A 24,436-nucleotide genomic window follows, 5' to 3' on the forward strand; every position below is an offset into this window, starting at 1 on the left:
TCTGCTGATTTTCCGATATGTTCCAATGGCGTTTGTCGCCACCCTCCAGACAGATTGCTCTCGGCAGTGCTCTCTCCGTTCTCCTCCTCGCCGGATGTCTCGTCGCTGTCGGGCTGTTCGTCGGACCTGCTGAGGCAGCCCCACCGCCGCGGCCGGTCTGTGCCGGCTGTGGTGACGTCGTCGAGGACCGCGCCGCCGACCGCGGTGTCGACCTGACCGTCACAAACAGCACGGCAACCGTCACAGTTCACGAGAACGGGACCGGAAGCTGGGTGGTAAACAACACGATTCGAGAAGAAGACACAATCGAACGCCTCGGCCAGAACGACACGCTTCGGACAGCGATTGTCGATGTCCGCTACTGGGAGGCGGAGTTGGTCTCGGTGACCGTCACAGCGGACGGCGTACTGACGGCTCGATACCGGCAGGCGGAGTTTGCAGCGCCTGCGGCCGGTGACACGCTCCGCTCGGGGGCCTTTACGCACGACTTCGGCTATCGGAATCTGGACGGGTTGGGTGCTGACCGGCTGGTCGTCGTCGCGCCAGAAGGGATGCAAGTCGAGGCGATGGTACCCGGTGCGACGCGCTCGGCTGATGGCGAACGGATGATACTGACCGACTACGACCGTGGCGGGTTCGTCACGTTCGTCCCCCGCGATGCGATACTCGGATTCCTCTGGAGTTGGATCGCCATCGCCGCCATCCTGGGACCGGTCGTCGCGGTGAACGCAGCCGTTTCGGTACTCGTTCCGACTGCCGTCATCACAGCGATGGTGGGTGCCAGCGGTCGGTTTCTCCGGGCGGTCCAGTCGATATCCGAGTCGCTACACGCGGACTCCTCCCGGCTACTGACACTCGCGGGCATCGCGGGCGCGGCACTGGCCGGTTTCGGGAGCAGTCTCGGTCTGTTCGGCGTCGATGGGACGCTGCTGTTTGGCGTGAGCGTCGTCGCGCTCGTTGCCGGCCTCGCGTGGGGGCGACTGTCGATATCTCGGCCGACGTATCTCACCACTCTCGCCGCATCGATTTGCGGTCTTGGCGTCGCCGCTGTCGCGACGCTCGCCGGGTCGATACTGTTCTACGGCCGTGTGCAGTGGTACGGACTCGGGCCACGTCTCCCGCTACTGGTCGCGCTCTTTGCGCTCGTCCCTGCGGGCTTCGCCACGGTCAGGGGCGCACGTTGGATTAGTATCTTGACCGCGGGCGCGGGCGTCACTGCTGCGCTTGTAGCCACGGTCCCGCTGACTAGCCAGTTCTGGACGTTTGGACTGGCCTATCGACTGTTGTTCGCGGTCGCTGGTGCGGTTGCACTGGCAGTCATCGGCGTCCCGTTTCTTGTCGTCGGTGCACTGATTGCGGTCGATGCCGGTGAGGGGTCGATAGATAGTCGCAGCTAAGAGTCCAGAGACGAAAGACGAGAGACGACCGCTCTGTTTGCGGTCGACTTATACGATGTGGTCAGAAACCTCGTACCGTCGAAAATCGGCAGGCATCGCCGGTCTACTCGCGCCGATTCACTGGCGGATCTAGCAACTTTTAACCGACTCAGACGGGTATACACTGACAACATGGCGAGCAACAAAATTCTTGGTATCGACCTCGGGACCACGAACAGCGCGTTCGCGGTCATGGAGGGCGGTGACCCCGAAATCATCGTAAACGGCGAAGGTGACCGCACCACACCCTCCGTGGTCGCGTTCAACGACGGTGAGAAACTGGTCGGCAAACCGGCGAAGAATCAGGCCGTCCAGAATCCCGACCACACGGTTCAGTCGATCAAACGACACATGGGTGAGGACGACTACACCGTCGACCTCGAAGGCGAGGAGTACACGCCCGAACAGGTCTCGGCGATGACTCTCCAGAAAATCAAGCAGGACGCCGAAGACTATCTCGGCGACGAAGTCGAGAAGGCCGTCATCACGGTCCCTGCGTACTTTTCCGACCGCCAGCGCCAGGCCACGAAGGACGCCGGCGAAATCGCCGGCTTCGAGGTCGAGCGCATCATCAACGAGCCGACGGCCGCGGCGATGGCCTACGGTCTCGACGACGAGTCCAACCAGACCATTCTGGTGTACGACCTCGGTGGTGGGACCTTCGACGTTTCCATTCTCGAACTCGGCGGCGGCGTCTACGAAGTCGTCGCGACCAACGGTGACAACGATCTCGGTGGGGACGACTGGGACCAGGCCATCATCGACTGGCTGGCCGAGGACTTCCACGACGAGCACGGCATCGACCTCCGCGAGGACCGTCAGGCCCTCCAGCGGCTCAAGGACGCCGCCGAAGAGGCGAAAATCGAGCTCTCGAACCGCAAGGAGACGAACATTACGCTCCCCTTCATCGCCTCGGACGACGACGGCCCGAAGGACCTCGAAGCCTCCCTGACGCGAGCGAAATTCGAGTCGCTCACTGCTGACCTGGTCGACCGGACCGTCGGCCCGACCGAGCAGGCGCTCGCAGACGCCGGCTACGACGAGTCGGACATCGACGACGTGCTCCTCGTCGGCGGCTCGACGCGAATGCCGATGATTCAGGAGAAAGTCGAGGAACTGACCGGGAAAGAACCCCGGAAGAACGTCAACCCCGACGAGGCAGTCGCGCTGGGTGCGGCCATCCAGGGCGGTGTCCTCTCGGGCGACGTGGACGACATCGTCCTCGTGGACGTGACGCCGCTGTCCCTCGGTGTCGAGGTCAAGGGTGGTCTCTTCGAGCGGCTCATCGAGAAAAACACGACCATCCCGACAGAGGAGTCGAAGATATTCACCACCGCTCAGGACAACCAGACGATGGTCCAGATTCGCGTCTTCCAGGGCGAGCGCGAACTTGCCGAGGAGAACGAACTGCTCGGTGAGTTCTCACTGACCGGCATCCCGCCGTCACCCGCGGGCGTGCCACAGATCGAAGTCACGTTCGCGCTCGACGAGAACGGTATCGTCGACGTCTCTGCCGAGGACAAAGGCTCGGGCAACAAGGAGAACATCACCATCGAGGGCGGCGCTGGTCTCTCGGACGACCAGATAGAGCAGATGCAGGAGGAAGCCGAGAAACACGCCGAAGAGGACGAGAAGCGCCGCGAGCGCATCGAGGCGCGCAACCAGGCCGAATCCACCATCCAGCGTGCCGAGAAGCTCCTCGACGAGAACGAGGATCAGGTCGACGACGACCTGCGCGGGGATATCGAGGACGCCATCGGGGAAGTCGAAGAAGTGCTCGAACAGGAGGAGCCGACCAAAGAAGAACTCGAACAGGCGACGGAGTACCTGGCCGAGGAACTCCAGGAGATCGGCAAGCAGGTCTACCAGCAGCAGGCCGCTGAAGGCGCGGCCGGGGCTGGCGCAGCTGGTGCAGGCGCGGCCGGTGCTGGACCCGGCGCTGGCGCTGGTCCCGGTGCCGGTGCAGCGGGCGCAGGTCCGGGTGCTGCGGGCGCTGGCGCTGACGAAGAGTACGTCGATGCAGACTTCGAAGATGTAGACGACGACGAAGACGAAGACGACGAGTAGAACCGCTCAGTCGCTCGGTAATCTCACTTTTTCACTCAATTCAGGTACGGACGAATCAGTTCCTGTCGCCCTCATAGGAATCCAGCCAGTCGCGAACGGCTTGCTGGAGTGCGCCAGTCGTACTCCCGAGGTTGAGCATCTGATAGCCGTCGGCGACCTTCTGGTTGACGTCGTCCATCCCGAATCCGAGTCCACCGACCGGAACGTCGGCGTCGACTGCGGCGGACCGGACGGTCTCGACCGCCTCCTGTACGTCTGGATGGTCCAGTTCGTCGGGGTGGCCAAGGGCGACCGACAGGTCGAGCGGTCCGATGAACACGAATCCGATGTCGGGAACCGCCAGAATCTCGTCGATGTTCTCGACGGCCTCCTGTGTCTCGATTGTCGTCCCGACCATCGTCTCGCTGTCTTCGGTTTCGACGTACTCTTCGGCGAGTCCCCAGCGGCGGGCCCGCGGTGCTGCCAGACCACGGTTGCCTGGACTCCCGTCGTATTCGAATCGGGCAGATTTGACGGCTGCTCTGACCTGCTCGGCAGTCTCGACTCGGGGGAGAAAGACGGTCCTGACACCGATATCAAGCGCCTTCCGAACCAGCGTCGGGTCCGTGTCGGGGAGACGAACGAGCAGTTCGATTCCCGTGCGCTCACCCGCCCGAAGCAGGTTCTCGATAGTCGGCCCGTCCCACGGGTCCGGACCGCCGTGTTCGAAGTCGAGCCAGACGAAATCAAGCCCAAGTTCACCGTACATTTCGACGAGCGTTGGACTGTACGTCGAGTCGAGGACACCGAGTGCGACGTCACCCGCTTCCATCTGCGCCCGGAGGCCGTTGCCGGGTTGTGAGTTCGACATACTGTGTCTTCACCTTCGCTGTCAATAAATCTGATACCGGTTACTTCCCGATTCCTGAACTGTCGTGGTAACTGTTCCAATCCGGGAACGGACTGTTCCGCAGATTTATATCCGAAACCGGGACCAGACGCCCCATGGCTCGACAGACGCCACTCGACCGGCGCACAATTCTCCAGATACTCGCGTCCCTCCTCACGCTCTGTGCTGGGACAGGGGCAGTGACTGCGACAGACAGCCGAGCGGCCACTGATACCTTGTCCGGAGGGCAAACCACAGATTCGGCGACTGACACCGACGACACAGACGATACCAGCACAGTGAGTGGGTTCTACGGCGCAACTGTCGACCGCATCGTCGACGGGGAGCACGTGGTCGTTCTCATCGAGGCCGACGGCGAAGTCATCAAGCAGTTCGTGATTCCGAGAGAGGAGTACCCGACCGTCGAAGAGGGGACACGGCTCTTCGTCTGGATCGACGACGGTGGGATGTCCGTTCTCTGGCGGTGGTGAGCGCAGCCCAGAGCGACATCATAGCGGCCCTCGACTGGCAAGACTGCGACACGGTTACTCGTCCTCGTCACCGAGTCGCTTCGAGAGACGGTCGAAGCGGTCCTGTGCGGCCTCGCGGCGGTCCGCCTCGATTTCGGGCTGGTAGCGCATCTCGACACGGTCGTCGTCGACCGTTATCTCGAACACTGCGCCCTCGTGCTGACCGTCTGGTGGAACCAGTTCGACGCCGATGTCGAACTGGTCGACGATCTCGTCGTCCGATTCGAGCAACACGACGGCGGTCTCACCGTCGACGATGCGGTCGATAACGGCGGTGTAGGTTCCGTTCATCATCCGTGGAGTTGGGTAGGTGACAGTAATCCGGGCGGGATGCGGTCTAAATTCGCGCTCTCGTCGGTCGGTTTCATGCCGAGCAGGTCGAGCGGGTCGGTCGACGCGTCCGATTCAGTCTCGACGGTCACGTTCGTTCCGTCGGTGGTCACGACGATATCATCGTGGACGCCCGTCCAGTAGGTGCCGATTTCGTGGTCGGCGAATCGTCTGAGCGTCTCGTCACTGGGATGACCGTACTGGCTGTCGAAGCCGCTTGAAATCACGGCTACCTCCGGAGAGACGGCGTCCAGAAACGTCTCGCTCGAAGAGGTCGACGAGCCGTGGTGGCCCGCCTGGTAGATATCGGCGTCGAGTTCGTCGCGCCAGTCGGCGACGAGACGGCGTTCGACGGCCGATTCGGCGTCGCCGGTCGTCAGATATCGCACGTCACCGAACTCGAGTGTGAGCGCCACGCTGTTGTCGTGTATATCTGACCCGGCGTCACCCGCCGGCGGGTTCAGAACAGTCGCCGACACGTTGTCGTCACCGAACGGCAGCGTGTCTCCTTCTTCGACTTCGAACAGCGTCACCTCGTGTTCCTCGATGGCGTCGAGGTAGTTCCCGTAGGTCTGACTCGTCGATGCGACGCCGGAGTCGTACGCCGCGCCGACGCCGTCACCCTCTGTCTCGAAGTGCTCGATGACGGCCGCGTGGCCGCCGATGTGGTCGGCGTGGGCGTGGGTCGCAACGAGGTGGTCGACCCGGTCGACACCGTGTGCTTCGAGATACTCGATGACGCCCTGGCCGTCCTGTCGCCAGTCACCGGTGTCGATGAGTATCGTTTCACCCGCCGGCGTAATCACCAGGGTGGCATCGGCCTGACCCACGTCGATGTGGTGGATTTCGAGCGTTCCGCTGGGCGGAGTGTCATTCCCGTCCTCCGTGGTGGCGGGAGTGGGACCTTCGTCGACTGGGTCGCCGGCACACCCAGCGAGTGTGACCAGTCCGACGAGTACGAGGACGAATACAGCACGACTCATACTGGGACGTGGTTGTGCGACTACTTGTGGGTGCGGTTGTCGCGTCCACTCAGTCCTGAAATCTCTGACCCGTTCTATTCAAGTGGCCGAACCGTTTACAGGGCTACAACTGATGACCGAGGACTTTTACGACGTACTGGGTGTTTCGCGGGACGCCTCCGAGGAGGAGATCGAGGAGGCCTATCGCGACGCCGTTCGCAAGTATCACCCGGACGTTAGCGACGCCCCGGACGCCGAGGAGAAGTTCAAGAAGGCGAAGAAGGCAAAGGAGGTCCTGACGGACGACGAACAACGCCAGATGTACGACCAGATGGGCCACGAGCAGTTCGTCGAAGCCGACAAGCGCGGTGCGACCGGTGGCGGTGCCCGCGGCGGTGCTGGTGGCATGGGCGGAATGGGCGGTATGGGTGGCGGCGGATTCGGCGACGTCCAGGACATCTTCGACCAGTTCTTCGGCGGCGGTGGCGGTCAGTCACAGAATCGACCCCGGCAGGGCCAGGACCTCAAGACCGGGCTGGAAATCGACCTCGAAGAGGCTTACCACGGCGCAGAGAAGCAGATGGACGTGCGCCGGCCCGAGACGTGTAGCGACTGTGACGGGCAGGGCCATCCGCCGGGAACCGATTCACGGACCTGTCCGGAATGTAACGGCCAGGGACAGACGACGACGGTTCAGCAGACACCATTCGGTCGGATGCAGTCCCGACAGACCTGTCGGCGCTGTGAGGGAGAGGGGACGATTTACGAGGAAACCTGTTCGACGTGTGGCGGTAACGGCGTCGTCCGCGAGGATGCGACGCTCACCGTCGATATTCCGGCGGGCATCCGCGACGGACAGACTCTCCGGATGGAGCGAGAGGGTGCCCCCGGCGAGCGCGGCGGCCCGAACGGCGACCTGCTCGTCGAGATTTCGGTGGCCGAGCATCCCGATTTCGAGCGGGAAGGCGACGACCTCTACACGACTGCGGGCGTCTCCTTCCCGCAGGTCGTCTTCGGCGATACTATCGAAATCGAGACGCTCGATGGGCCGGTCGAACTCGATGTGCCCGCTGGAACCCAGAGCGGCGAGCGGTTCCGACTCAAGGGCAAAGGGATGCCGCGTCTCCAGCGCCGGGGCGACGGGGACCTCTACGTGCAGATTCAGGTCGTCACGCCGGAGTCGCTGGGCGAGGAGCAACGCGAGGCGCTCGAACAGTTCGCCGAGGCCAGCGACGAGGATATCGACGTCGACCAGAGCTTCTTCGACAAGATTCGCGACTCGTTCTGAGCGTTGCGACGGCCTTTTCGCCGCCCGCACCAACAGCCGCGTATGGAGACGCTCGCAGACCTCGTTGCGGTTGGGCGTGACCGTGAGGGGGCAGTCGTCGACGCACCCGAGCGAAACGCGCCCTACACGTACGGCGAGTTCTCGACGAACGCCTGGAAGGCCGGCAACCTGCTTCGTCACTACGGAGTTCGTGCCGGCGCGCGGATGGGACTCGTTATCGGACCGAAGCACCCAGAACCCGATGACGAACCCGGTTGGCTCGGCACCACGCCGGACCCGTTGCTGGCACTGCTCGGTGGGGCCTGTCTCGGTGCGAGAGTCGTCCTGTCCCCCCCGCAGCCGGTCGAGGCGCGTGCGTTCGTCTGTCCGGACGCGTGGCTCGACCGCTACGACGTCGCGCCCGGCTGTTCCAGACTTGCCTACGGCGGCCCACCGGAGGCGACGGGTGTCGCACACTTCGAGCGGGAGCTCTGGAGCGAGAACCCAATCGAACCGCCGGATCCCGTCGCAGCCGACGACCCGTTTCTCGATATCGACGGTGCGACCGAGACGCAGGGCGCACTCCTGTCGGCTGGGGAGTCAATCGCGGCGACGCACGGACTCAACAGTGGTGACCGCATCGCTCTGGACGCGCCGCTGACGTCAGCGGGTGCGATCGCGGCCGGTGTGGTCGCACCACTCGCTGTCGGGGCGACGATTGTCGTCGGAGAGGGCGCTGTCGCTGGAGACGTTCGGTACACCGTCACGAGCGAGCGTCGCGATGGGGCGACTGTCGATCCGGCGTCTGTCTTCTAACTCGCGCGGAATTCGCCGTGTTTCATCCCGAAGAAGAACACGATGATCGAGAAGACGATCATCGAGGGCAGGACCATCATGAAGACCGTCGAGGGAGTCATCATGGCCGTGAGCGCGACCGTCGCAACGGCCACGAGCACGACAAGTGGGATCACCGAGCGCGGGAAGTCGAATTCCATACCAATATTTTGGGATTGCTGACCTAAATACGTTCAGAAAGCGGACAGGCGGGTTCTTTATGGCGCCTACTCAGGAGTCGGGCGAACGAGGTCCGCGAGTGTGACGAGAATGCCCAGTAGCCAGCCGAGTGGGACGGAGATGCCGAACCACATCAGGACGTAGGCAAAGCCCTCGCGTTCGAACTCCTCGATGAGGAACTCCTGAACGCCGAAGATGCTCGGAGCGTCGAAGAGGAACCACCGGGCCAGCGAGTCACTCTGGTCCAAGACGACGCCGGCGACGGCGGGGGCGTACAGCGCTGCAACGACCGGTGGCAAAAAGATGGCCGTCATCGCGAAGGGGTACGCGAGGAGCACCGTGAGCGGCCGTCCATCGAGGGCGTAGCTCCCGAAGGCCAGTGCTGCCGAGACGATTGCGACGACGCTGGCCGCCGCGACAGCGGTCACGCCGCCCGAATCAAGCGACGCAGAGAACTGGAACTTCGCCAGCACGGCGAGTGCACCCCACAGGATTGCAAAGAGGGTGACGACGCCGACGAAACCGAGACTGACGGCAGTGCTGTTCACCCGTCGGGTCTGAAAGCGAATAAAGTAGCCAAAGAGGACGAGCGGATAGACGAGTGCGACGATGGGGACGCCCAGTGCCGACCACAGCCGGTAGAGGTACAGCGACATGCCGCCGTCGGGCGTCCACTTGCCCAGAACCGTGCCCTCGGCACTCCGTTGTCGGGGCCAGACGACCTCCATCCACGTTTCGTGCATTCGCTTGAGGTCGATTTTGAGTGCGTCGACGACACCACGCTGGTTCCCGACAGACATTACCGCTCCGTTTGACTGCCCCCGGGTTTATTGTTTCGGCCTCGAATCGCGGCGCCGGGACCGCTCGCCGATATCAGTCCCACGAATCCGGTGCGAAGTCTGGGTGAACCTGTCTGTCGACCGTCTCGATATCATCGATTTTCCTGACGTCCTCGTCGTCCAGTTCCAGTGCGAGACTCTCCCAGTTGTCGCGGATGTGTGCCTCGCTGGTCGCTTTCGGAATCGCAGTAACGCCCTTCTCTCGGAGCCACGCGAGGCTAACCTGTGCCCCGCTGACGCCGTGTTTCTCGGCGATGTCGCCAATCGTCGGGTCGTTCAGCACCTCGCCGCGGGCAAGCGGTGAGTACGCGACCAGTTCGATGTCGTTCTCGTCTGCGTACGTGCGCAATTCCTCTTGCTGGAGGAACGGATGCATCTCGACTTGGTTGGCGAAAATCGGTGCGTCGATTGCGTCCTGTGCCCGATCGAGGTGTTCGGGTTCGAAGTTCGAGACACCGATAGCGCGAATCGTGTTCTCGTTGTAGAGTTGCTCGAACGCCGACAGTGTCTCTTCGGGGTCGTACTCGTTGACCGGCCAGTGGACGTAGAGAAGGTCCAGATAGTCGACGCCCAGTTTGTCCAGGCTGTCGTCCGTGCTCTCGATGACCTTTTCGTGTGAGAGTTTGCTGGTCCACACTTTCGTCGCGAGGAAGACCTCCTCACGGTCGACATCTGCGGCGGCGATACCTTCGCCGACGGCGTCCTCGTTGCGGTACGCCTGTGCGGTGTCGATGTGGCGATAGCCCGTCTCCAGAGCGGTCTGTACCGAGTCGGCACACTGGTCGTACTCTTCGTTCTGCCACGTTCCGAGGCCGAGCATCGGCATCTCACCTGCGGACGGCACACTCTCCGGGGATAGCTTCTGAGACATACACGTTATCGTTGGCTCGGCTCGTCAAAATGTGTTGCGTCCGCGGACGCATCTGACCGTCTCGACTAGATGTCGAGTCGGTCACGGACGAAATCGGCGAGTATCGGCAGGTCGGAGACGTGGAGAAGTTTTCTGAAGGCGACGAGGTCCCCGCTGTTGATAGCGGCGAGTGCGTCTTCCCCGAGTCGTTCCAGGTCTGCCATCAGCTGGTCGTATCGCTCGTTCGGGGCGAGATAGAGGAGTTCAGTCATGAGCAGGCGCGTGCGCGCCTTCGGTGCGACGTTCTGGTGCCAGAGGTTGTCGTACAGCTCCATGCGGTCGGCAGACGTGTCGTGCTCTCTGGGAGTGAGGCAGGCGTCGGCAGTGACTGCGGCCGCGCGTGCGGATTTCATCCCCTTGTGGATGCCCTCGCCCCACAGCGGGTCGATTGTCGGGACGGTGTCCCCGATGGCCATGAAACTGTCAGTGCTAAGCTGGCCGGGCTGCTGGATGTGGGCCGAGCCGCGGTGTTGTTTCCCGTCGATTTTCTCGGCGTTCTCGAAGCGGGGGTCGGTCCGCAGCCAGTAGTCGAGATAGTCGTCGATACCCATCCCGTCGCGTGCGCGCTGTTTGTGCGAGTCGTTCTGGATGTAACAGAGTCCGACCTTGGCGGTGTCGCCACCGGTGTGGAACAGCCAGGAGTAGCCGCCGGGCGCGAGGTCGTGGTCGAGGCGGAGCATCATCGCGTCCCGGAGGTCGGCGTAGTCGGGATGATTCGGTTCGACCCCTTCGAACTCCCACTCGACGCCGATCGCCTGATTCGTTCGCTCGAGGTCGCTGACGCCGAGTTCCTTCGCCAGCGGAGCCGCTGGTCCCGTCGCGTCGATGATGATGTCACCGTACACTTCTTTGCCGCCGCTGTACTCGACGCCGACGACTTCGCCCTGCTCCACGATGGGTTTAGAGACGCGGGCGTCGAAGCGATACTCGGCACCGTTCTCGCGGCCGTCGCGGACGAGAAATCGCTTGAAGTCGGCAAATTCCAGCACTGCGCCGGGCTGGTGGTGGGCGTAGTGGTCGTTCGGGGACTCCAGGACGACGCTATCGGTGTAGTTCATCACCACGTCGTCCGGAATCGAGAAGGAGGCCATCATCGACGGGAAGGTACCTGCCGTCGATTTGTTGCTTTGACGTGGGAACTCGGATTCAGACTCGGTTTCTAAGACGAGTACGTCGTAGTCCCTGCTCGCCAGGTCCCGGGCACACTGTGCCCCGGCTGGACCAGCCCCGGCGATAACCACGTCGTGGCGGTCGGTCATACGTGCAGGTACAGCGTGTGCGTAATCAGTCTTGCTGAATACGCCGACCATTACGACGGACTGTTTCCGACGAAGGAACGAAACACTCGGCCGCGCGAGAGCGCCGTTCTCGCCGAACGAACCTGTAGTTCAGTTCGACGAATTGGTTGCGACAACGCCAACAGCCGGGAACTGTACTGCCGAGACGTCTTATTTTGTTGTCGTATCGTTCCTGAGATGCCAAATCACTCACGGAGATGCGATATTTAGTACATAATATCGAAAGTCACTTTATATTTTGTCTCGTCAATACGGATATCGTGAGAAAAATTCGACAACTGTTCTGTTCACACGAATACGAGGAAAAGGCTGTTATCGCCGCTCAGAACGAACTTGTCGAAGAATGCGTGAGATGCGAGAAAGAGAAGAAGCGAGCAATCTCGTCTGGCGAGTCTTCGAAACGATAGCCGCCAGCAGTACTCGCTACGCTGACTCTGTCCACGAGAGTTCGTACTCGAGTTCATAGTACTGTTCGCCAGTCTCAGAGTCAGTCACGCGCTCGAGTTCGACTTCGAACGTGGGTTCGTCCGGGATCGTTGCGGTCTGCTCCCCTGTTTCGTCCGCCAGTTGAACGGAACCGGCTCTGATTTGTTCGGCTGCGGATTCGAGCGTCTCGGCGACGGCAGTCCGGGATTGCTTCTCCTCCGATTTGAACAATTGTTCTTCAGGCATCAAGTGGGTTGTCGCGCGCCGATATCTTATAGGTCCGGCAACATCTCACCAACTGACAATCACCGCCCGATCAATATCAGACTTCCAGCCGGTCTAGACGAACCGGAACGTTTCGAGGTTCTTCGGCGCGAACGTTCGCATATTCATGTCCTGGTAGAGCGCCGAGGAGAGCTGGTCGGTCGAGGATTCGTCGCCGTGGACACAGAGCACCTGTTCGGGTCTCGGATTCATCGTGCGGACGAAGTTCTCCAGTCCCTGTCGGTCGGCGTGACCGGAGAATCCCTCGACAGTTTCGACGCCCATCCGGAGATTCACTCGTTCTGCACGCCCGTCCGCAGTGTCGGTCATCGTAATTTCGTCCTGTCCGCGCTGGATCTGCCGACCGAGCGTTCCATCGGCCTGATACCCGACGAAGACGAGTTCGTTGTCGGGTTCCCCGCCCAGCAGTCGGAGCCAGGACATAATCGGTCCACCTTCGATCATCCCCGATGTCGTGAGCACGATCGACTGTTCTTCGTCGGCGATGTCTCGTCGCATCTCCTCGCCGCCGTCGACCTGCTGGAAATAGTCCATGAGGAAGGGGTTGTCGTCCTCGTAGAGGATTCGCTCTCGAAGCGACTCTCTGAGATAATCGGGATAGGCGGTGTGAATCGCAGTCGCTTCGCGAATCATCCCGTCGAGATAGACTGGCATCTCCGGGATATCGCCGCTGCGCATCGCCTCTTCCAGAACGAGCATCAACTCCTGGGAACGGCCGACGGCGAAGGCCGGAATCAACACGATACCCTCGTTCTCGTAGATTCGGTTGATGACAGTCTTCAGTTTGCGCTCGGAGTCCGACTGGTCGGTCTGGTAGTCGTTGCGCCCGCCGTAGGTTGACTCCAGAATGAGCGACTCGACGCGCGGGAAGTCGTTGACGGCCCCGTCTAGCAGTCGGGTGTCCGTGTAGTGGATGTCCCCCGAGAAGGCGACGTTGTACCGTCCCTCGCCGATATGGAAGTGAGCGACGGCCGAGCCGAGAATGTGACCGGCGTTGTGGAGGGTCAACTTGATGTCCGGCGCGATGTCGGTGACGTTGCCGTACTCGATCGGAATCGTGTGTTTGAGCGCCTTCCGAACCATCTTGCTCTCGTACGGTGGCGTCCGCCCCTGTTTGGCGGCGACATCGAGGTAGTCGAGCTGGAGCAGCCCCATCAGGTCACGCGTCGGTTCGGTGGTGTAGATCGGGCCGTCGTAGCCGTACTTGAACAGAATCGGGATGAGCGCGGAGTGGTCGAGGTGGGCGTGGGTCAGGACGACGGCGTCCAGCGAGTTCGGGCCCGCGGCCAGCGCTTCGGGTGCCTGCAGATACGGGACTTCGCCTGCCGCGCCCGGTTTATCGCCGCAGTCGATGAGAATGCGGGTTTCGGGTGTCGACAGAATAAACGAGGCGCGACCGACCTCCCGACAGCAGCCGAGCGTCGTGAGTCGAACCCACTCGGCGTCGCTCTCGGTCGGGCGGTGGAGCCGCCGACCGACGGTCTCCAGAATCTCGCGTCGCTCGTCGCGCTCCTGTGTGAGAAAATTACGGACGTTCGACACCGTCGAGGACTCCATCGGTGGCGTCCGAAGAACGTTGGGCGTCCAGCCGACGGTGGTTCGAATCTCGTCCAGCGTGTTCCCGTGGCGGCCCACGACCATCCCCGGTTTGGCCGCTTCGATGAGGACTTCGCCCACGTCCGAGTCGAACTCCAGGTCCGTGACGCCCGCCTCGTCGGGGATGATTTGCCGAATCTTCGCGTCGGCCTCCGCTTTCGGGACGAGGGCGTCCGGCGTCGGACGGATTGTCAGCCGCTTCTGGAGCGATTTCGCCAGGTCGGAGACGAGTCTGTCCCGTTCAGCAAACGCCTGCACGTCCGGCGTGTACACGACCAGAACGGGACCCTCGAAGGTCACTGACCGTATCGTGATGTTGTCCGGTGTTTCCGCCTCGATTCGAGTCTTGAGCTGTTGAAGGGTTTCGTCTGCGGTCGTCATGAACACACTCGCTGGAATATCGTCGTACGACCCACGGCTGCGCCGAGGCTCGCTGTGATAAGACGACTAAACTCAACACGAGCGGTGCCAAGAAGCTTCGGTTCTTTCGTTGCAGCGAACTTACAGTGACTCGGAGTCCAACCTGACCGTGCCGTCGCCATCCCGTTCCGCCCACAGGATCACGTCACTGTGGGCTTTCAGCGTCTGGAGCGTTTCGTTCGACCCCGCTGTGTAGTTGAGTCCGATGACGACTCTCCCGTCAGACTCGTTGGACTCTGCGATGTGTGCGAGGACTCGAACGACGCGGTCTGTCGGCGCGGCACTGAGCAGTGAACCGAACGTCGGAATGACGATGTTGACCGGCTGGTCGTTCGGCGCAATCGCTTCACGGACGTCACCGACTGCCGTCGTCAGTTGCAACAGATCGCGCGAGCTCGGGATGTCTTCGAGCGCCTGTACCGATTCTTTCATCGCCGGAGTCGGACGGTTCGGGGTGGCATCGACGAATCCCAGTGCCGGCTGCGTCGGCGCCCGGTCTGAGATGTACGAGTCCAGTCGCTCTGGTGCGACACTGGTCGCGACGACACAGGCTGGTTGTTCGGCAGTTCCGATACCGACCTGGAGACAGACGTCGCCCGCGACTGCATCGTCTGGCGCAGCGACGATGATGATTCCGCCGTCCTTGAGCGAGACCTGTGGGGACTCAGCGAACGCCGTCGATGTCGCTCGGTCGACCCAGTCTTTGGCGTCGCTCATCTCGAACACAGCTCCGTTTGCTCAGTTCCTGCGGTGGGTGCCGATTGTGCTGCCAACAGACACAGAGGGTTAGTTTCGCATGACATGGATAGTAGTGATAGGGACACACCTCGTCGGAAATCCCCCGGCCGAAATCGTCGGCGGATCGACTGGCCACAAGAAAGCCGATGGCCAGTGTCTCGCTCCGAGATGCGACAGGGAACGCGAAAAGACGACGGGGCGCGTGTCTATCTGAAGACTGCTGTCTGGAGCGATAAAACTTGTGGTGAATGTGTGCCAATCGAGCGGGCTATCTTGGCTACTCGAAGTGGATGAGGGGCTTGATGATGTCGTCCTCTTTTTCGTCCATCAGGTCGAACGCCGTCTCGATTTCCTCGAAGTCGAACTCATGGGTCGTCATCTTCGTCGGGTCGACGAGGTCGTTCTCTAGCATCCGGAGCATTCGGCGGATTCGCAGGCTCCCACCGGGACAGAGGTCGGTGACGATATCGATTTCCGCCATGCCGACACCCCACTCCTCACGGGGGATATGTCGGAACTCGCCGTCACCGTGATACCCAACGTTCGAGACAGTGCCGCCGGGTTTCGTGACTCTGATGCAGTCCTGGAGCGTCTGGTCTGCGCCGAGTGCCTCGATTGCAGCGTCGACACCTCGGTCGTCGGTGAGCGACATGATCTCTTCGACGGGATCGCCTTCGGCGAAGTCGACGATGTGGTCTGCACCGTACTCGCGGGCGAGTTCCTGTCGCTTCTCGACGGTTTCGACGGCGATAATCTCGCCAGCGCCCTGCAGGCGCGCTCCTTTTGTGGCCATCAGCCCGACCGGTCCCTGCGCGAAGACGGCGACAGTCCCACCCATCGGGATAGTAGCGTTTTCGGCCGCTGCGAAACCCGTACTCAGCATGTCAGCGGTGTAGACCGCCTCGTGGTCGCTCACACCGTCAGGAATGTGTGCCATGTTGCCGTCCGCGTCGTTGACGTGAACGTACTCCTGGAACGCGCCGTCTTTGACGTTGGCGAACTTCCAGCCACCGAGTGCACCGTTTGACTGTGAGGGGTGGTCGTCCTGTGCCGCCTCGGAGTTCCAGTCGGGCGTAATCGCACCGACGGCAACTCGGTCGCCCGGTTCGAAGTTTGACACCTCCGACCCGACTTCCTCGACGGTGCCGACGACCTCGTGACCGAGCGTCAGGTTTTCGCGTTCACCGATTGCGCCGTGTACTGTGTGGCAATCCGACGTGCAAACCAGCCCCTTTGTCGGCTTCAGGATTGCGTCCATCGGACCTGCTTCGGGTTTCTCCTTCTCCACGATACCGGTCTCGCCGATCTCTTTCATTACGAACGACTGCATGTCTCCGACTACGGGTAGTTGGGTGATAATTTTGTATGTGATTGTCACGTTCTGGGAATCTGGGCCGAGACGTCTCGTCGAGAGAGCCCAACCGATGGTATAAAGAGTACGTCCCTCCCAGCCACGGGACACCCGAGATGTTCCAGACGAGTGCGGGGTACCTCGCGAGCCGCGATCGACTCCCCACGTCGCTCCGCGCAGTGCTCGGCTACTACGCAGACAGCGGCGTCTTCGACTACCGAAGTCTCCAGCTGCAGCGCCGTATCGACGACGCGACCGACGCAATCGTCGCTGACGCCTTCGCCGCCGTCGAGGAAGCCGTCGCCGAGGAGTTCGACCGCGACTTCGTCAAGTTCGCTTACGACACGAAACTCGTCCTTCCGGCGGAGCTGACGCTGGGCTATCTCTACCGACAACTCGACGAGGCAGACCACGACGACGCCGAAGCCGTCACCCGCCTCGTCATCGAGGCGCTCATCGACGGCGACATGCGCGACGCCATCAACGACGACGAGTTCGACGATTTCGAGGTCGACTTCCCGGTCGACGAGTCGGACCGTCGCCGCGTGGCCGTGGTCGCACAGGAGACGCTCGAATCCCGCGTTACCGACCAGTTCGACGCCTATCCCGAGTCCGTTCGGGAGGCGTACGACTGGGCCGTCGACATCTCCGAGCGTCACCAGGACGAGGACGGGCACTTCCGTGAACTGATGGCCGCCGCGCAGGGCGAGACAGACAGCACCGACTCTTCCGCGAAGGCCCGCGAGCGCATCCGCGAGGAGTACAAGTTCGCTGACTTCGCCGACCCGCCGGCAATCTTCGACGCCGAACTCGACCTCCCGTACTTCAAGACGCAGTACGACCGCGTGGGCGTCATCTACAGCGGGATGGTCGAGATGTACCGCGAGGCCGGTCTGCCGGTCGAAGAAGCGTTCGAGAAGTCCATCGTCCTCGCTATCGTCGGCGCACAGATATGGCTCGACGACATTGACGATTTCCAGGCAGATATGCAGGACGGACAACTCACCCCCGTCACCGCGGAGTACCTGCTGGCCGACGAGGACCGCGTGGCCGCTGAAACTGTCGTCGACATCTCCGAGCGATATCTCGACCTCGCTCAGGACCACGCGACGACCGTCGATTCGACGCTGACCGGTATCGCGACCGAATACATCTACCGGTCGGGCGACCCCAGTGTGCTCCCGCGATAGTTCCCAGTACTGTCTTCAAGGGGGCCGTCCAAGCAGTGGTATGGCGCTCCAGGACCACATCGACGACGTCGAATCGACGTTTCTCATCACTGTCGGGTTCGTTCTCTTCGTCATCCCCGAGCCGGCCACGTCGGCACTCGGTATCGCCATGATGCTACTGGGCATCGTCTGGTGGTTCGACGAATGGCGTGCCGACGAGGTGTGACACCACAGCGCACGACGAGAGGATACGCTTTTTAAATCGGCACGGAGAGTGTCTCAGTATGCCGGCGCTCGTAGACATCGTGCAGAAACTGGATTCACTCGGGACGGCCATCTCTATCGGTGGCCGGACGCTCCTCTCGGCGGACACCAATCCGGTGCCGACGAAGTGGGACCACATCACGAAGGTCGACCCGGAGGAGAAGAAACGGCTGCCGCTCGCGTACCCGCTGTATCTCTCACACACGGGTGCTGTCTCCGTGGGTGGGTCACAGGACGTCACCGAACAGAATACTATCGAGACGTTCGACCTCGTGAACGCGGCGACGGTGCCCGCGTTCCACGAACCCAGCGACTCCACGCACGTCACGCAAGCGGTCCGTGACAAGGCGGAGTTCATGGCTATCCCGGAGGTACTCAACGGAGACAACGAGTCGCTCGTGGGCACTCTCGGCAAAGGTGTCGAGTATATCAGAGACGAGATGGCACCGAACCTCATCGAGGAGAAACTGCCGATTCCGCTCGGAAACTCCATCGAGCAGCGCCTCTCGAACTTCGCCGCCTCCTGGATGCTCCACGAGGCGGTCTTCGAGGCGTACATCATCATGAACGTCGACAGCGCGGCCGCACGCGAGGCCAACGTGGGCGAGGAGGACCTGCTGACGCCCCGAGAGGCAAAACAGCACGCGATGGCCGCCGAACACCACCTCGAAAGCGAACTCATCTATCTCGAATACTCCGGGACGTTCGGCGGCGAGGAAGCCGTCGAGATTCTCGATGCCATCGACGAGGGGGTCTCGTGGTCACGCGTCTGGTACGGCGGCGGCCTCGACAACCGCGAGAACGCACAGACGATTCTCGACGCTGGTGCCGACGCGGTCATCGTCGGCGACAGCTTCCACGACGTTGCCGAGGAAGAGGCCGACCTGGCGGAGACGGCTGTCGACGCACTCGGCTCCAGTACCAGCCGCGAGGAGATTCGGGAGTGGCTCGAATCGGAAGTCGACCTCGAAGACACCGCCGCCGCCCGCTATCTCTCGACTATCGTCGACGTCCCATCGCCGGAACAGCGAGCTGCCCGCTATCTCGCCGCAGGTATCCAGATTGCGCTCGAACTGGAGACTGTCGCAGAGACACTTTCTGACCCCGACGCTGCAGAGATTCGCGCCACGGTCACCGACGGTCCAGTGCCCGGTGAGACGCTCTTTGCCGACGTGCTGGACGACGGGGCAGCCCACGATCTCGCGGAACGCCTCGCCGTCTCCTTGCTCGCCGAACGGTTCGACGTGGACCTCTCGGACGGCTTTGCCGCTCACCACGTTGCCGCGGAACTCTAGCGCTTGCCGAGTGCTGCTTCGAAGACTCGCTGTGCTCGTTCGTAGGCCTCGTTGCGGTCGACGATTGGATCTGGGTAGTCAGCGGCGAGACGCTCACGCTCGCTGTCGGTGAGGGTCGGCCACTCGACGATTTTTTCTGCCGGCACGTCGCGGAGTTCGGGGACGTACGCTTTGACGTAGGTTGCGTCGTCGTCGTACTTCGACATCTGCGCGACGGGGTCGAAGATTCGCACGTCGACGCTGTCGGTTCCCGTTCCGGCAATCCACTGCCAGTTTCCGTAGTTGTTCGCCGGGTCGTGGTCGACGAGTTGCTCCTCGAAATACTGTGCACCTTCGCGCCAGTCTGTCAGCAGGTGCTTGGTCAGAAACGAGGCGACGTTCTGCCGCGGTCGGTTGTGGATGTACCCCTCCGCTGCGAGCTGGCGCATCCCGGCGTCGACCAGCGGGTAGCCAGTCTCACCCCGCGTCCACGCCTCGAACTGCCCGGGGTTATTCTCCCAGGCAATCTCGTTGGGAATCTGTTTGTAATTGGCCGTCAGCAGGTCGGGATTGTACGAGAGGAGGTGGTAGTTCTGTTCGCGCCAGGAGAGTTCGTAGCGAAACTTCTGGACGTTCTTTTTTGCACTCCCGCTGACAGCGTCGTGGCGGTCGGTCGCGTCGGCCCACACTTCACGAATCCCGATCATACCGGCGGTGATGTAGGGAGACAGCCGCGAGACGGCACCCACCGGGTGCTCGACGACGGCGGTCATGTCATCGCGCGTCGCCGAATACGTCTCGATGCCCTGGCTCAGGAACGTGTCGTAGCGCTTTCGTGCCGCCGCGTAGCCCGCCGTCGGTAGGTCGATATCTGCCTCACCGGTCGGTACTGCTCGGTCGTCAGTTACATCAGCCATCGATGACCGGTCTGGAGCGGCTGCTGGCTCCCGCTTTGGCTCGTCTCGCCAGTCGTCGTAGAACCGGCCGTGGTTCGGGTACGTTTCGGCCAGTCTGTCGGGTGCAACGAGTACGAGGTCTGTCGTCGCCGTTGTGGGCAACTTGGCGTCAACCTGGTGTTCGCGGTCGCGCCGTGCCGGTCGGTAATGGCGATTGTAGTAGATCCGAGCGGCGTCGTACGTGTCACTGACGCGGGCGAGCGTATCCGCGGGAGTCCCGACGCGAACGAGCAGATCAGAGCCGAGCTTGCGGTATCGGCGCTTGAGTTCCCGAACACCAGCTAGCCAGAACGACCGCTGGCGCTCACCGACGCCGTCCAGTACCTCCTCGTCGACGACGAACACTGGGACGACGGTATCGTCGCTCGCGGCCAGTGCCAGCCCGCGGTTGTCTGGAATGCGGAGGTCCCGCCGGTGCCAGAACAGGTGCATGCTCGCGCCAGGGTCTGGACGGTCAAGAACGGTGCGCCTGGCGTATTGATTCCCGCCATGCTGGCCGAGAGGAAAAAGTATATCCACCAATTTTCCCTAGGCACGCTCATGGACTCCCCGTTCGAGGTGCTTTTGCTGGATACAGACGCCACCGAGGAGGAGGTTGTCCGCGCGTACCGCGAGCGGGTCAAGGAAGTACACCCCGACCAGGGCGGGTCGATAGAGGAGTTTCGCGCCGTCAAGCAGGCCTACGACGAACTCCTCTCTCGGGACCTCGAAAACGGGGATTTCGAAATCGAAACGGAAGACGAGGACGAGGAAGATATCGTCGACGAGTCGCTCGCTCGCGTCGAGTATCTCAACTACGAAGTGCTCGACGACTACGACTGGGACCTCGACGACGACGACCTCTTCGAGAAGGCCGCCGAGGCTGATCTCGCCGGGGCCGACTACGGCGAAGTGCTCGTCGAATCGGACCAGTTTCTCCTCAGCAGTACCGAGAACAACGGATTGACCTGGCCCTTCTCCTGTCGCGGCGGCGCGTGTGCGAACTGTGCTGTCATGGTCAAGTCCGGCGAACTCTCGATTCCCGCGAACCACATCCTCCCCGACGAGATGGTCGAACGCGATATCTACCTCTCCTGCGTCGGCGAACCGTTGACGGACGAACTGCAAATCGTCTACAACATCAAACACCTGCCGGAACTGGAGGAACTTCGACTGCCGCCCGGTCCGTTCAAAGGGACCGCTGCCGACGACTGAGTCCCTATCGACGGCTTCAATCCGGCTACCGCAGCACTGGCGTCGGCCACAGAACGAACTGCTGCCCGCGCTCGCGTCGTCGGTGTCGATATCTCCGAAATTGACACTCAGTAGAGTTCCAACACTTCTGCGTGTCTGTCAAGGATTGTATCGAGCGTGATGTTCTTTTCTTCGAGTTCGTAGCGAACCCGGACGATCGGCATTTCGACGTCAATCAGCCGAGCAAGGTCGTGGGGTGTTCCCGAAACCACGACCTCCGGTGCTGCGTTCCGAATCGTTGCTTCCAGGTCCTCTACCAGTTCGTCACTGTAGCCCATCGCTGGGAGAACGGCGTCAAGGTGGCTGTAGTCCTCGAACACGCGCTGCAGTGACCCTTCTGCCACAGGTTCCGAGTCGATAATCTCTGTGGCTCCGTATTTCTGGGCAGCAATCAACCCTGCGCCGTGTGACGTGTCGCCGTGGGTGAGTGTCGGTCCATCTTCGACGACGAGCACACGCCTCCCACTGATTGCATCCTCGTCGGCGGTAATCGTCGAGTTTGCGTGGATGAGTTCCGCGTCGGGGTTTGTCCGACGAACGTTCTCTTCGACTTGGCGAATCGCTGGCCTGTCGGCGGTGTTTTCCTTGTTGATGAGGACGTAATCCGCGAGTCGGAGGTTAGCTTCCCCCGGGTGATACCGCAGTTCTGACCCGGCGCGGTGTGGATCGGCCACAACGACGTGGATATCGGGAACGTAGAACGGGAGTTCGTTGTTGCCACCGTCCCAGACGATGACCTCGGCCTCATTTTGGGCACGGTCCAGAATGGCCTCGTAGTCGACACCCGCATACACGACGTGTCCACGTTCGATGTGTCCCTCGTACTCCTCTCGCTCTTCGATGGTCACATCGCTCTCGTCGAGGTCTTCGAGTGTTTCGAAGCGTTGCACCTGCTGGGCAACGAGGTCACCGTACGGCATCGGTTCTCTGACAACGGCTACCTCCTTCCCTTGTTCGAGTAGCAGGTCGGCGAATTTCCGGGCGGTCTGTGACTTTCCACAGCCGGTCCGAACTGTGTCGACGGCGACGACTGGAATCGCCGCGGGGAGCATCATCCGGTCAGGGCCGATCAGCCGGAAGTCGGCACCGGCGGCGAGTGCACGCGAGGCCTGGTGCATGAGGTGTTCGTGAGAGACATCGGAATACGAGAATACGACTGTATCCACGCCTTCCTCGTCGATAATCCGCTCGAGTTCTGACTCGGCACGGATCGGAATGCTGTCAGGATAGCTCTCGCCGGCCAACTCCGGGGGATACTGGCGGTTGGGCAGTTCGTCGAGTTCACCGATGTTTTGCGTGGCGGTGTGCGTGAACGCGACGACCTCGAAGCGCTCGTCTCCTCGAAAGACAGTATTGAAATCATGGAAATCGCGTCCCGCCGCACCCATAATGAGGATCCGGGTGTGACTCATGATACTAACTACTCGCAGAGAGGTAAATTAGTATGGACGACAACTCTCACGAGACCGGAACAGAACCGGTCGTCGCCCATACAATGTCGTGTTCGCCACCCCACCTCTTCGATTTGTGACTGCTATCTTAGAGCAGATTGTGATGGCATAGCTCGGTAAGTTTTCCAAGAGAGTATAAATATCAGCCAGAGTCGTCTGTAACTATGCATCTGTTAATATTAAATATGGGCCACAGCACCCACAGGCAGTAATACGTTGTTTATATGCCGAAAAAATAGAAGGCCGTAACCTTCTGAACTTAGTTTTATAATAGTAACAACTGTACAATAGGTATGACCTCAAGCAAAACGGTCGTTCCCTCATTAGACGCCGAATTGCTTTGTGGTTCTCATAATTATGATGATATTCTAACAGAACGAGTTACACAAGCACGTGAATTGTTGATTTATATTTTGAATTTATTTAATGAAGATAGTATTCCGGAAATTTGGGTTGTTGTTGGACACCTCTTTCTCGACAGTTGTGCTGGTATTCACTCCGCCTATCCTGCCGGTACAGACTGGTTTTCTCACAATTCAGGCGGTGAATATACTCCAGATTCCAGATGGTTTGGACAAAATCTGAGTAACGCTATCCGTGATAGCGAGATTGGCCATGCTATAGGATTACACGCATTCCCTCATACGAACTTCGGGATGCAAGATGTTTCGAAGGAAGTTGCTGAGACAGAACTACAAAATCCACGTCCCAAGTTGCTAACAAGTGAGAACGAATGAGTGAGTATAACATTCGCCAATACAGACCTAGTGATACAGAAGAGTTTCTTTCGTTGTATTCGACTGTGATGGGTGCCGAGAAGCAGGAAAGTTGGTTTGATTGGAAATACAAGGAAAATCCCTATACCGACCACGTTGCTATGATCGTCGGGGTTTTTGAAGAGAGGATTGTTGGAGCAAGACCGTTTTTTGCCCTACCAGTGAGTATCAATGGAAAACATCAGGTTGCACTTCAGCCGGGGGACACAATGGTTCATCCGGATCACCGACGCCAAGGTTTATTCACCCGTATGACAGAACAGGCCATCGAACGGTATGCTGACGATCATCCTTTCTTTTTCAATTTTCCGAACCACCAATCCCGTCCGGGATACCTCAAACTTGATTGGGAAATTGTCTCTGAACGTTCCTCCTATTACAGAATCGAAAATCCTGGAAATGTCGGAAAGTCTGAAACTGATCAAAGAGCAATTCAACTCATAAGAAAGATCGGTACGCCGATTGCACAAGGGTATTATGATCTTCGAGATTTTACTGCGTCGGAGCCATCACAGATCACTATTAGAACAGAGTCGGAACCCCCTGCAAAGGAACTCGCCACGCTTTATCGTACTTCTCCTCCCGATAGAATTCATGCACTGCGTGATGAGCAATTCTATCAGTGGCGTTTCAACAACCCCGACTGGGAGTACACTACCTATATAACAGATGGAGAGACAGGCCCGGAAGCTGCTATCGTTACTGGAACCGCAGTTGGTTCAGATCCGATAACAACAAAATTCACCGATGTCATTCCGTTAGAAACGGCATCAAAAAATGCTCTCAGGGGGTTAATCAGTCATATTTTGGCAGACTATACAAAAACAGATCTCTTTGTTGCCCCACCTCCATCGGTTCTAGTTTAGTGGCGGTCAAAGCCGAACTCACCTCGTTCAACCTGCTCACGTAATCGATCTCTGTGTGGATTTGGATTTTGTGACGCCCACAGCAACAGCTCGTCCAAATCCGGCAGCTC

24 protein-coding genes are annotated in these 24,436 nt (G+C 60.5%); 11 read left to right on the plus strand and 13 right to left on the minus strand.

Features of this window, described 5'->3' with window-relative positions; genetic code table 11:
- Positions 1-17: 17 nt before the first annotated feature.
- Positions 18-1,397: a hypothetical protein gene (locus tag WDJ60_RS13895; protein WP_340101167.1), complete on the plus strand. Its 1,380-nt coding sequence runs from the start codon at positions 18-20 to the stop codon at positions 1,395-1,397.
- Between the two features lie 171 nt (positions 1,398-1,568).
- On the plus strand, positions 1,569-3,503 hold the full coding sequence (dnaK, locus tag WDJ60_RS13900; protein WP_340101168.1) for a molecular chaperone DnaK: 1,935 nt from the start codon (positions 1,569-1,571) through the stop codon (positions 3,501-3,503).
- Positions 3,504-3,558: 55 nt separating this feature from the next.
- Here dnaK and WDJ60_RS13905 read toward each other — a convergent pair whose 3' ends face one another.
- Positions 3,559-4,353 carry an HpcH/HpaI aldolase family protein gene (locus tag WDJ60_RS13905; RefSeq protein WP_340101169.1) on the minus strand — a complete coding sequence of 265 codons (795 nt, stop codon included), beginning with the start codon at positions 4,351-4,353 and terminating at the stop codon, positions 3,559-3,561.
- A gap of 134 nt (positions 4,354-4,487) precedes the next feature.
- Between WDJ60_RS13905 and WDJ60_RS13910 the strand changes: the two genes are divergently transcribed.
- Positions 4,488-4,862 (plus strand): hypothetical protein, encoded by a 375-nt coding sequence (locus WDJ60_RS13910; RefSeq protein WP_340101170.1) that lies wholly within the window; start codon positions 4,488-4,490, stop codon positions 4,860-4,862.
- A 54-nt stretch (positions 4,863-4,916) separates the two neighbouring features.
- Here the strand turns inward: WDJ60_RS13910 and WDJ60_RS13915 are convergent, their stop codons facing one another.
- Together WDJ60_RS13915 and WDJ60_RS13920 are read right to left on the minus strand one after the other, a co-directional pair.
- Positions 4,917-5,192, minus strand: a complete 276-nt coding sequence (locus WDJ60_RS13915; protein ID WP_340101171.1) for a DUF3006 domain-containing protein — start codon at positions 5,190-5,192, stop codon at positions 4,917-4,919.
- Complete coding sequence (locus WDJ60_RS13920) at positions 5,192-6,214, minus strand: ComEC/Rec2 family competence protein (protein ID WP_340101173.1); 1,023 nt, start codon at positions 6,212-6,214, stop codon at positions 5,192-5,194. The genes WDJ60_RS13915 and WDJ60_RS13920 overlap by 1 nt, the downstream gene beginning before the upstream one ends.
- Positions 6,215-6,326: 112 nt before the next feature.
- Here WDJ60_RS13920 and dnaJ point away from each other — a divergent pair, with 112 nt between their 5' ends.
- Together dnaJ and WDJ60_RS13930 are read left to right on the plus strand one after the other, a co-directional pair.
- A complete protein-coding gene (gene dnaJ, locus WDJ60_RS13925; protein WP_340101174.1) occupies positions 6,327-7,481 on the plus strand; it encodes a molecular chaperone DnaJ in 1,155 nt (384 codons plus the stop codon).
- 42 nt (positions 7,482-7,523) lie between these two features.
- A complete protein-coding gene (locus WDJ60_RS13930) occupies positions 7,524-8,276 on the plus strand; it encodes a hypothetical protein (protein WP_340101175.1) in 753 nt (250 codons plus the stop codon).
- On the opposite strand, the gene WDJ60_RS13935 is transcribed toward WDJ60_RS13930, so the two are convergent.
- The 8 genes from WDJ60_RS13935 to WDJ60_RS13970 all read right to left on the minus strand — a co-directional run bounded on the left by WDJ60_RS13935 (position 8,273) and on the right by WDJ60_RS13970 (position 16,316).
- Positions 8,273-8,455, minus strand: coding sequence for a DUF7333 family protein (locus WDJ60_RS13935; RefSeq protein WP_340101176.1), 183 nt, complete (start codon positions 8,453-8,455; stop codon positions 8,273-8,275). The genes WDJ60_RS13930 and WDJ60_RS13935 overlap by 4 nt on opposite strands.
- Before the next feature lie 66 nt (positions 8,456-8,521).
- Complete coding sequence (locus WDJ60_RS13940) at positions 8,522-9,274, minus strand: hypothetical protein (RefSeq protein ID WP_340101177.1); 753 nt, start codon at positions 9,272-9,274, stop codon at positions 8,522-8,524.
- A 73-nt stretch (positions 9,275-9,347) separates the two neighbouring features.
- Complete coding sequence (locus tag WDJ60_RS13945) at positions 9,348-10,184, minus strand: aldo/keto reductase (protein WP_417750461.1); 837 nt, start codon at positions 10,182-10,184, stop codon at positions 9,348-9,350.
- Between the two features lie 65 nt (positions 10,185-10,249).
- Entirely contained in the window at positions 10,250-11,482 is a 1,233-nt protein-coding gene (locus WDJ60_RS13950; protein WP_340101178.1) for a digeranylgeranylglycerophospholipid reductase, read from the minus strand.
- A 462-nt stretch (positions 11,483-11,944) separates the two neighbouring features.
- The gene (locus tag WDJ60_RS13955; protein ID WP_340101179.1) at positions 11,945-12,193 is read right to left on the minus strand and encodes an amphi-Trp domain-containing protein; all 249 of its coding nucleotides are present in this window, start codon (positions 12,191-12,193) and stop codon (positions 11,945-11,947) included.
- 93 nt (positions 12,194-12,286) lie between these two features.
- Positions 12,287-14,209: a beta-CASP ribonuclease aCPSF1 gene (locus tag WDJ60_RS13960; protein WP_340101181.1), complete on the minus strand. Its 1,923-nt coding sequence runs from the start codon at positions 14,207-14,209 to the stop codon at positions 12,287-12,289.
- 120 nt (positions 14,210-14,329) lie between these two features.
- The gene (locus tag WDJ60_RS13965; RefSeq protein ID WP_340101182.1) at positions 14,330-14,965 is read right to left on the minus strand and encodes a hypothetical protein; all 636 of its coding nucleotides are present in this window, start codon (positions 14,963-14,965) and stop codon (positions 14,330-14,332) included.
- A 298-nt stretch (positions 14,966-15,263) separates the two neighbouring features.
- Positions 15,264-16,316, minus strand: coding sequence for an NAD(P)-dependent alcohol dehydrogenase (locus WDJ60_RS13970; RefSeq protein WP_340101183.1), 1,053 nt, complete (start codon positions 16,314-16,316; stop codon positions 15,264-15,266).
- Positions 16,317-16,453: 137 nt separating this feature from the next.
- Here WDJ60_RS13970 and WDJ60_RS13975 point away from each other — a divergent pair, with 137 nt between their 5' ends.
- Genes WDJ60_RS13975 through WDJ60_RS13985 form a run of 3 tightly spaced genes read left to right on the plus strand, consistent with a single transcriptional unit; the run spans position 16,454 to position 19,065 of the window.
- Positions 16,454-17,527, plus strand: a complete 1,074-nt coding sequence (locus tag WDJ60_RS13975; RefSeq protein WP_340101184.1) for a hypothetical protein — start codon at positions 16,454-16,456, stop codon at positions 17,525-17,527.
- A gap of 40 nt (positions 17,528-17,567) precedes the next feature.
- Entirely contained in the window at positions 17,568-17,732 is a 165-nt protein-coding gene (locus WDJ60_RS13980) for a hypothetical protein (RefSeq protein WP_340101185.1), read from the plus strand.
- A gap of 58 nt (positions 17,733-17,790) precedes the next feature.
- Entirely contained in the window at positions 17,791-19,065 is a 1,275-nt protein-coding gene (locus tag WDJ60_RS13985) for a geranylgeranylglyceryl/heptaprenylglyceryl phosphate synthase (protein WP_340101186.1), read from the plus strand.
- Here WDJ60_RS13985 and WDJ60_RS13990 read toward each other — a convergent pair.
- Entirely contained in the window at positions 19,062-20,432 is a 1,371-nt protein-coding gene (locus tag WDJ60_RS13990) for a cryptochrome/photolyase family protein (protein WP_340101187.1), read from the minus strand. The two genes, WDJ60_RS13985 and WDJ60_RS13990, sit on opposite strands and share 4 nt — an antisense overlap.
- A 108-nt stretch (positions 20,433-20,540) precedes the next feature.
- Between WDJ60_RS13990 and fer the strand changes: the two genes are divergently transcribed.
- A complete protein-coding gene (fer, locus tag WDJ60_RS13995; protein ID WP_340101188.1) occupies positions 20,541-21,194 on the plus strand; it encodes a ferredoxin Fer in 654 nt (217 codons plus the stop codon).
- Positions 21,195-21,301: 107 nt separating this feature from the next.
- Here the strand turns inward: fer and WDJ60_RS14000 are convergent, their stop codons facing one another.
- Entirely contained in the window at positions 21,302-22,645 is a 1,344-nt protein-coding gene (locus tag WDJ60_RS14000) for a cyclic 2,3-diphosphoglycerate synthase (protein WP_340101189.1), read from the minus strand.
- Positions 22,646-22,977: 332 nt separating this feature from the next.
- Between WDJ60_RS14000 and WDJ60_RS14005 the strand changes: the two genes are divergently transcribed.
- Both WDJ60_RS14005 and WDJ60_RS14010 read left to right on the plus strand, forming a co-directional pair.
- Complete coding sequence (locus WDJ60_RS14005; protein WP_340101190.1) at positions 22,978-23,421, plus strand: polysaccharide deacetylase family protein; 444 nt, start codon at positions 22,978-22,980, stop codon at positions 23,419-23,421.
- Positions 23,418-24,326: a GNAT family N-acetyltransferase gene (locus WDJ60_RS14010; protein WP_340101191.1), complete on the plus strand. Its 909-nt coding sequence runs from the start codon at positions 23,418-23,420 to the stop codon at positions 24,324-24,326. The genes WDJ60_RS14005 and WDJ60_RS14010 overlap by 4 nt, the downstream gene beginning before the upstream one ends.
- Positions 24,327-24,436: the final 110 nt, after the last annotated feature.

The sequence above is a fragment of the Salinibaculum salinum genome (assembly GCF_037645885.1).
GTDB classification, from domain to species: domain Archaea; phylum Halobacteriota; class Halobacteria; order Halobacteriales; family Haloarculaceae; genus Salinibaculum; species Salinibaculum salinum.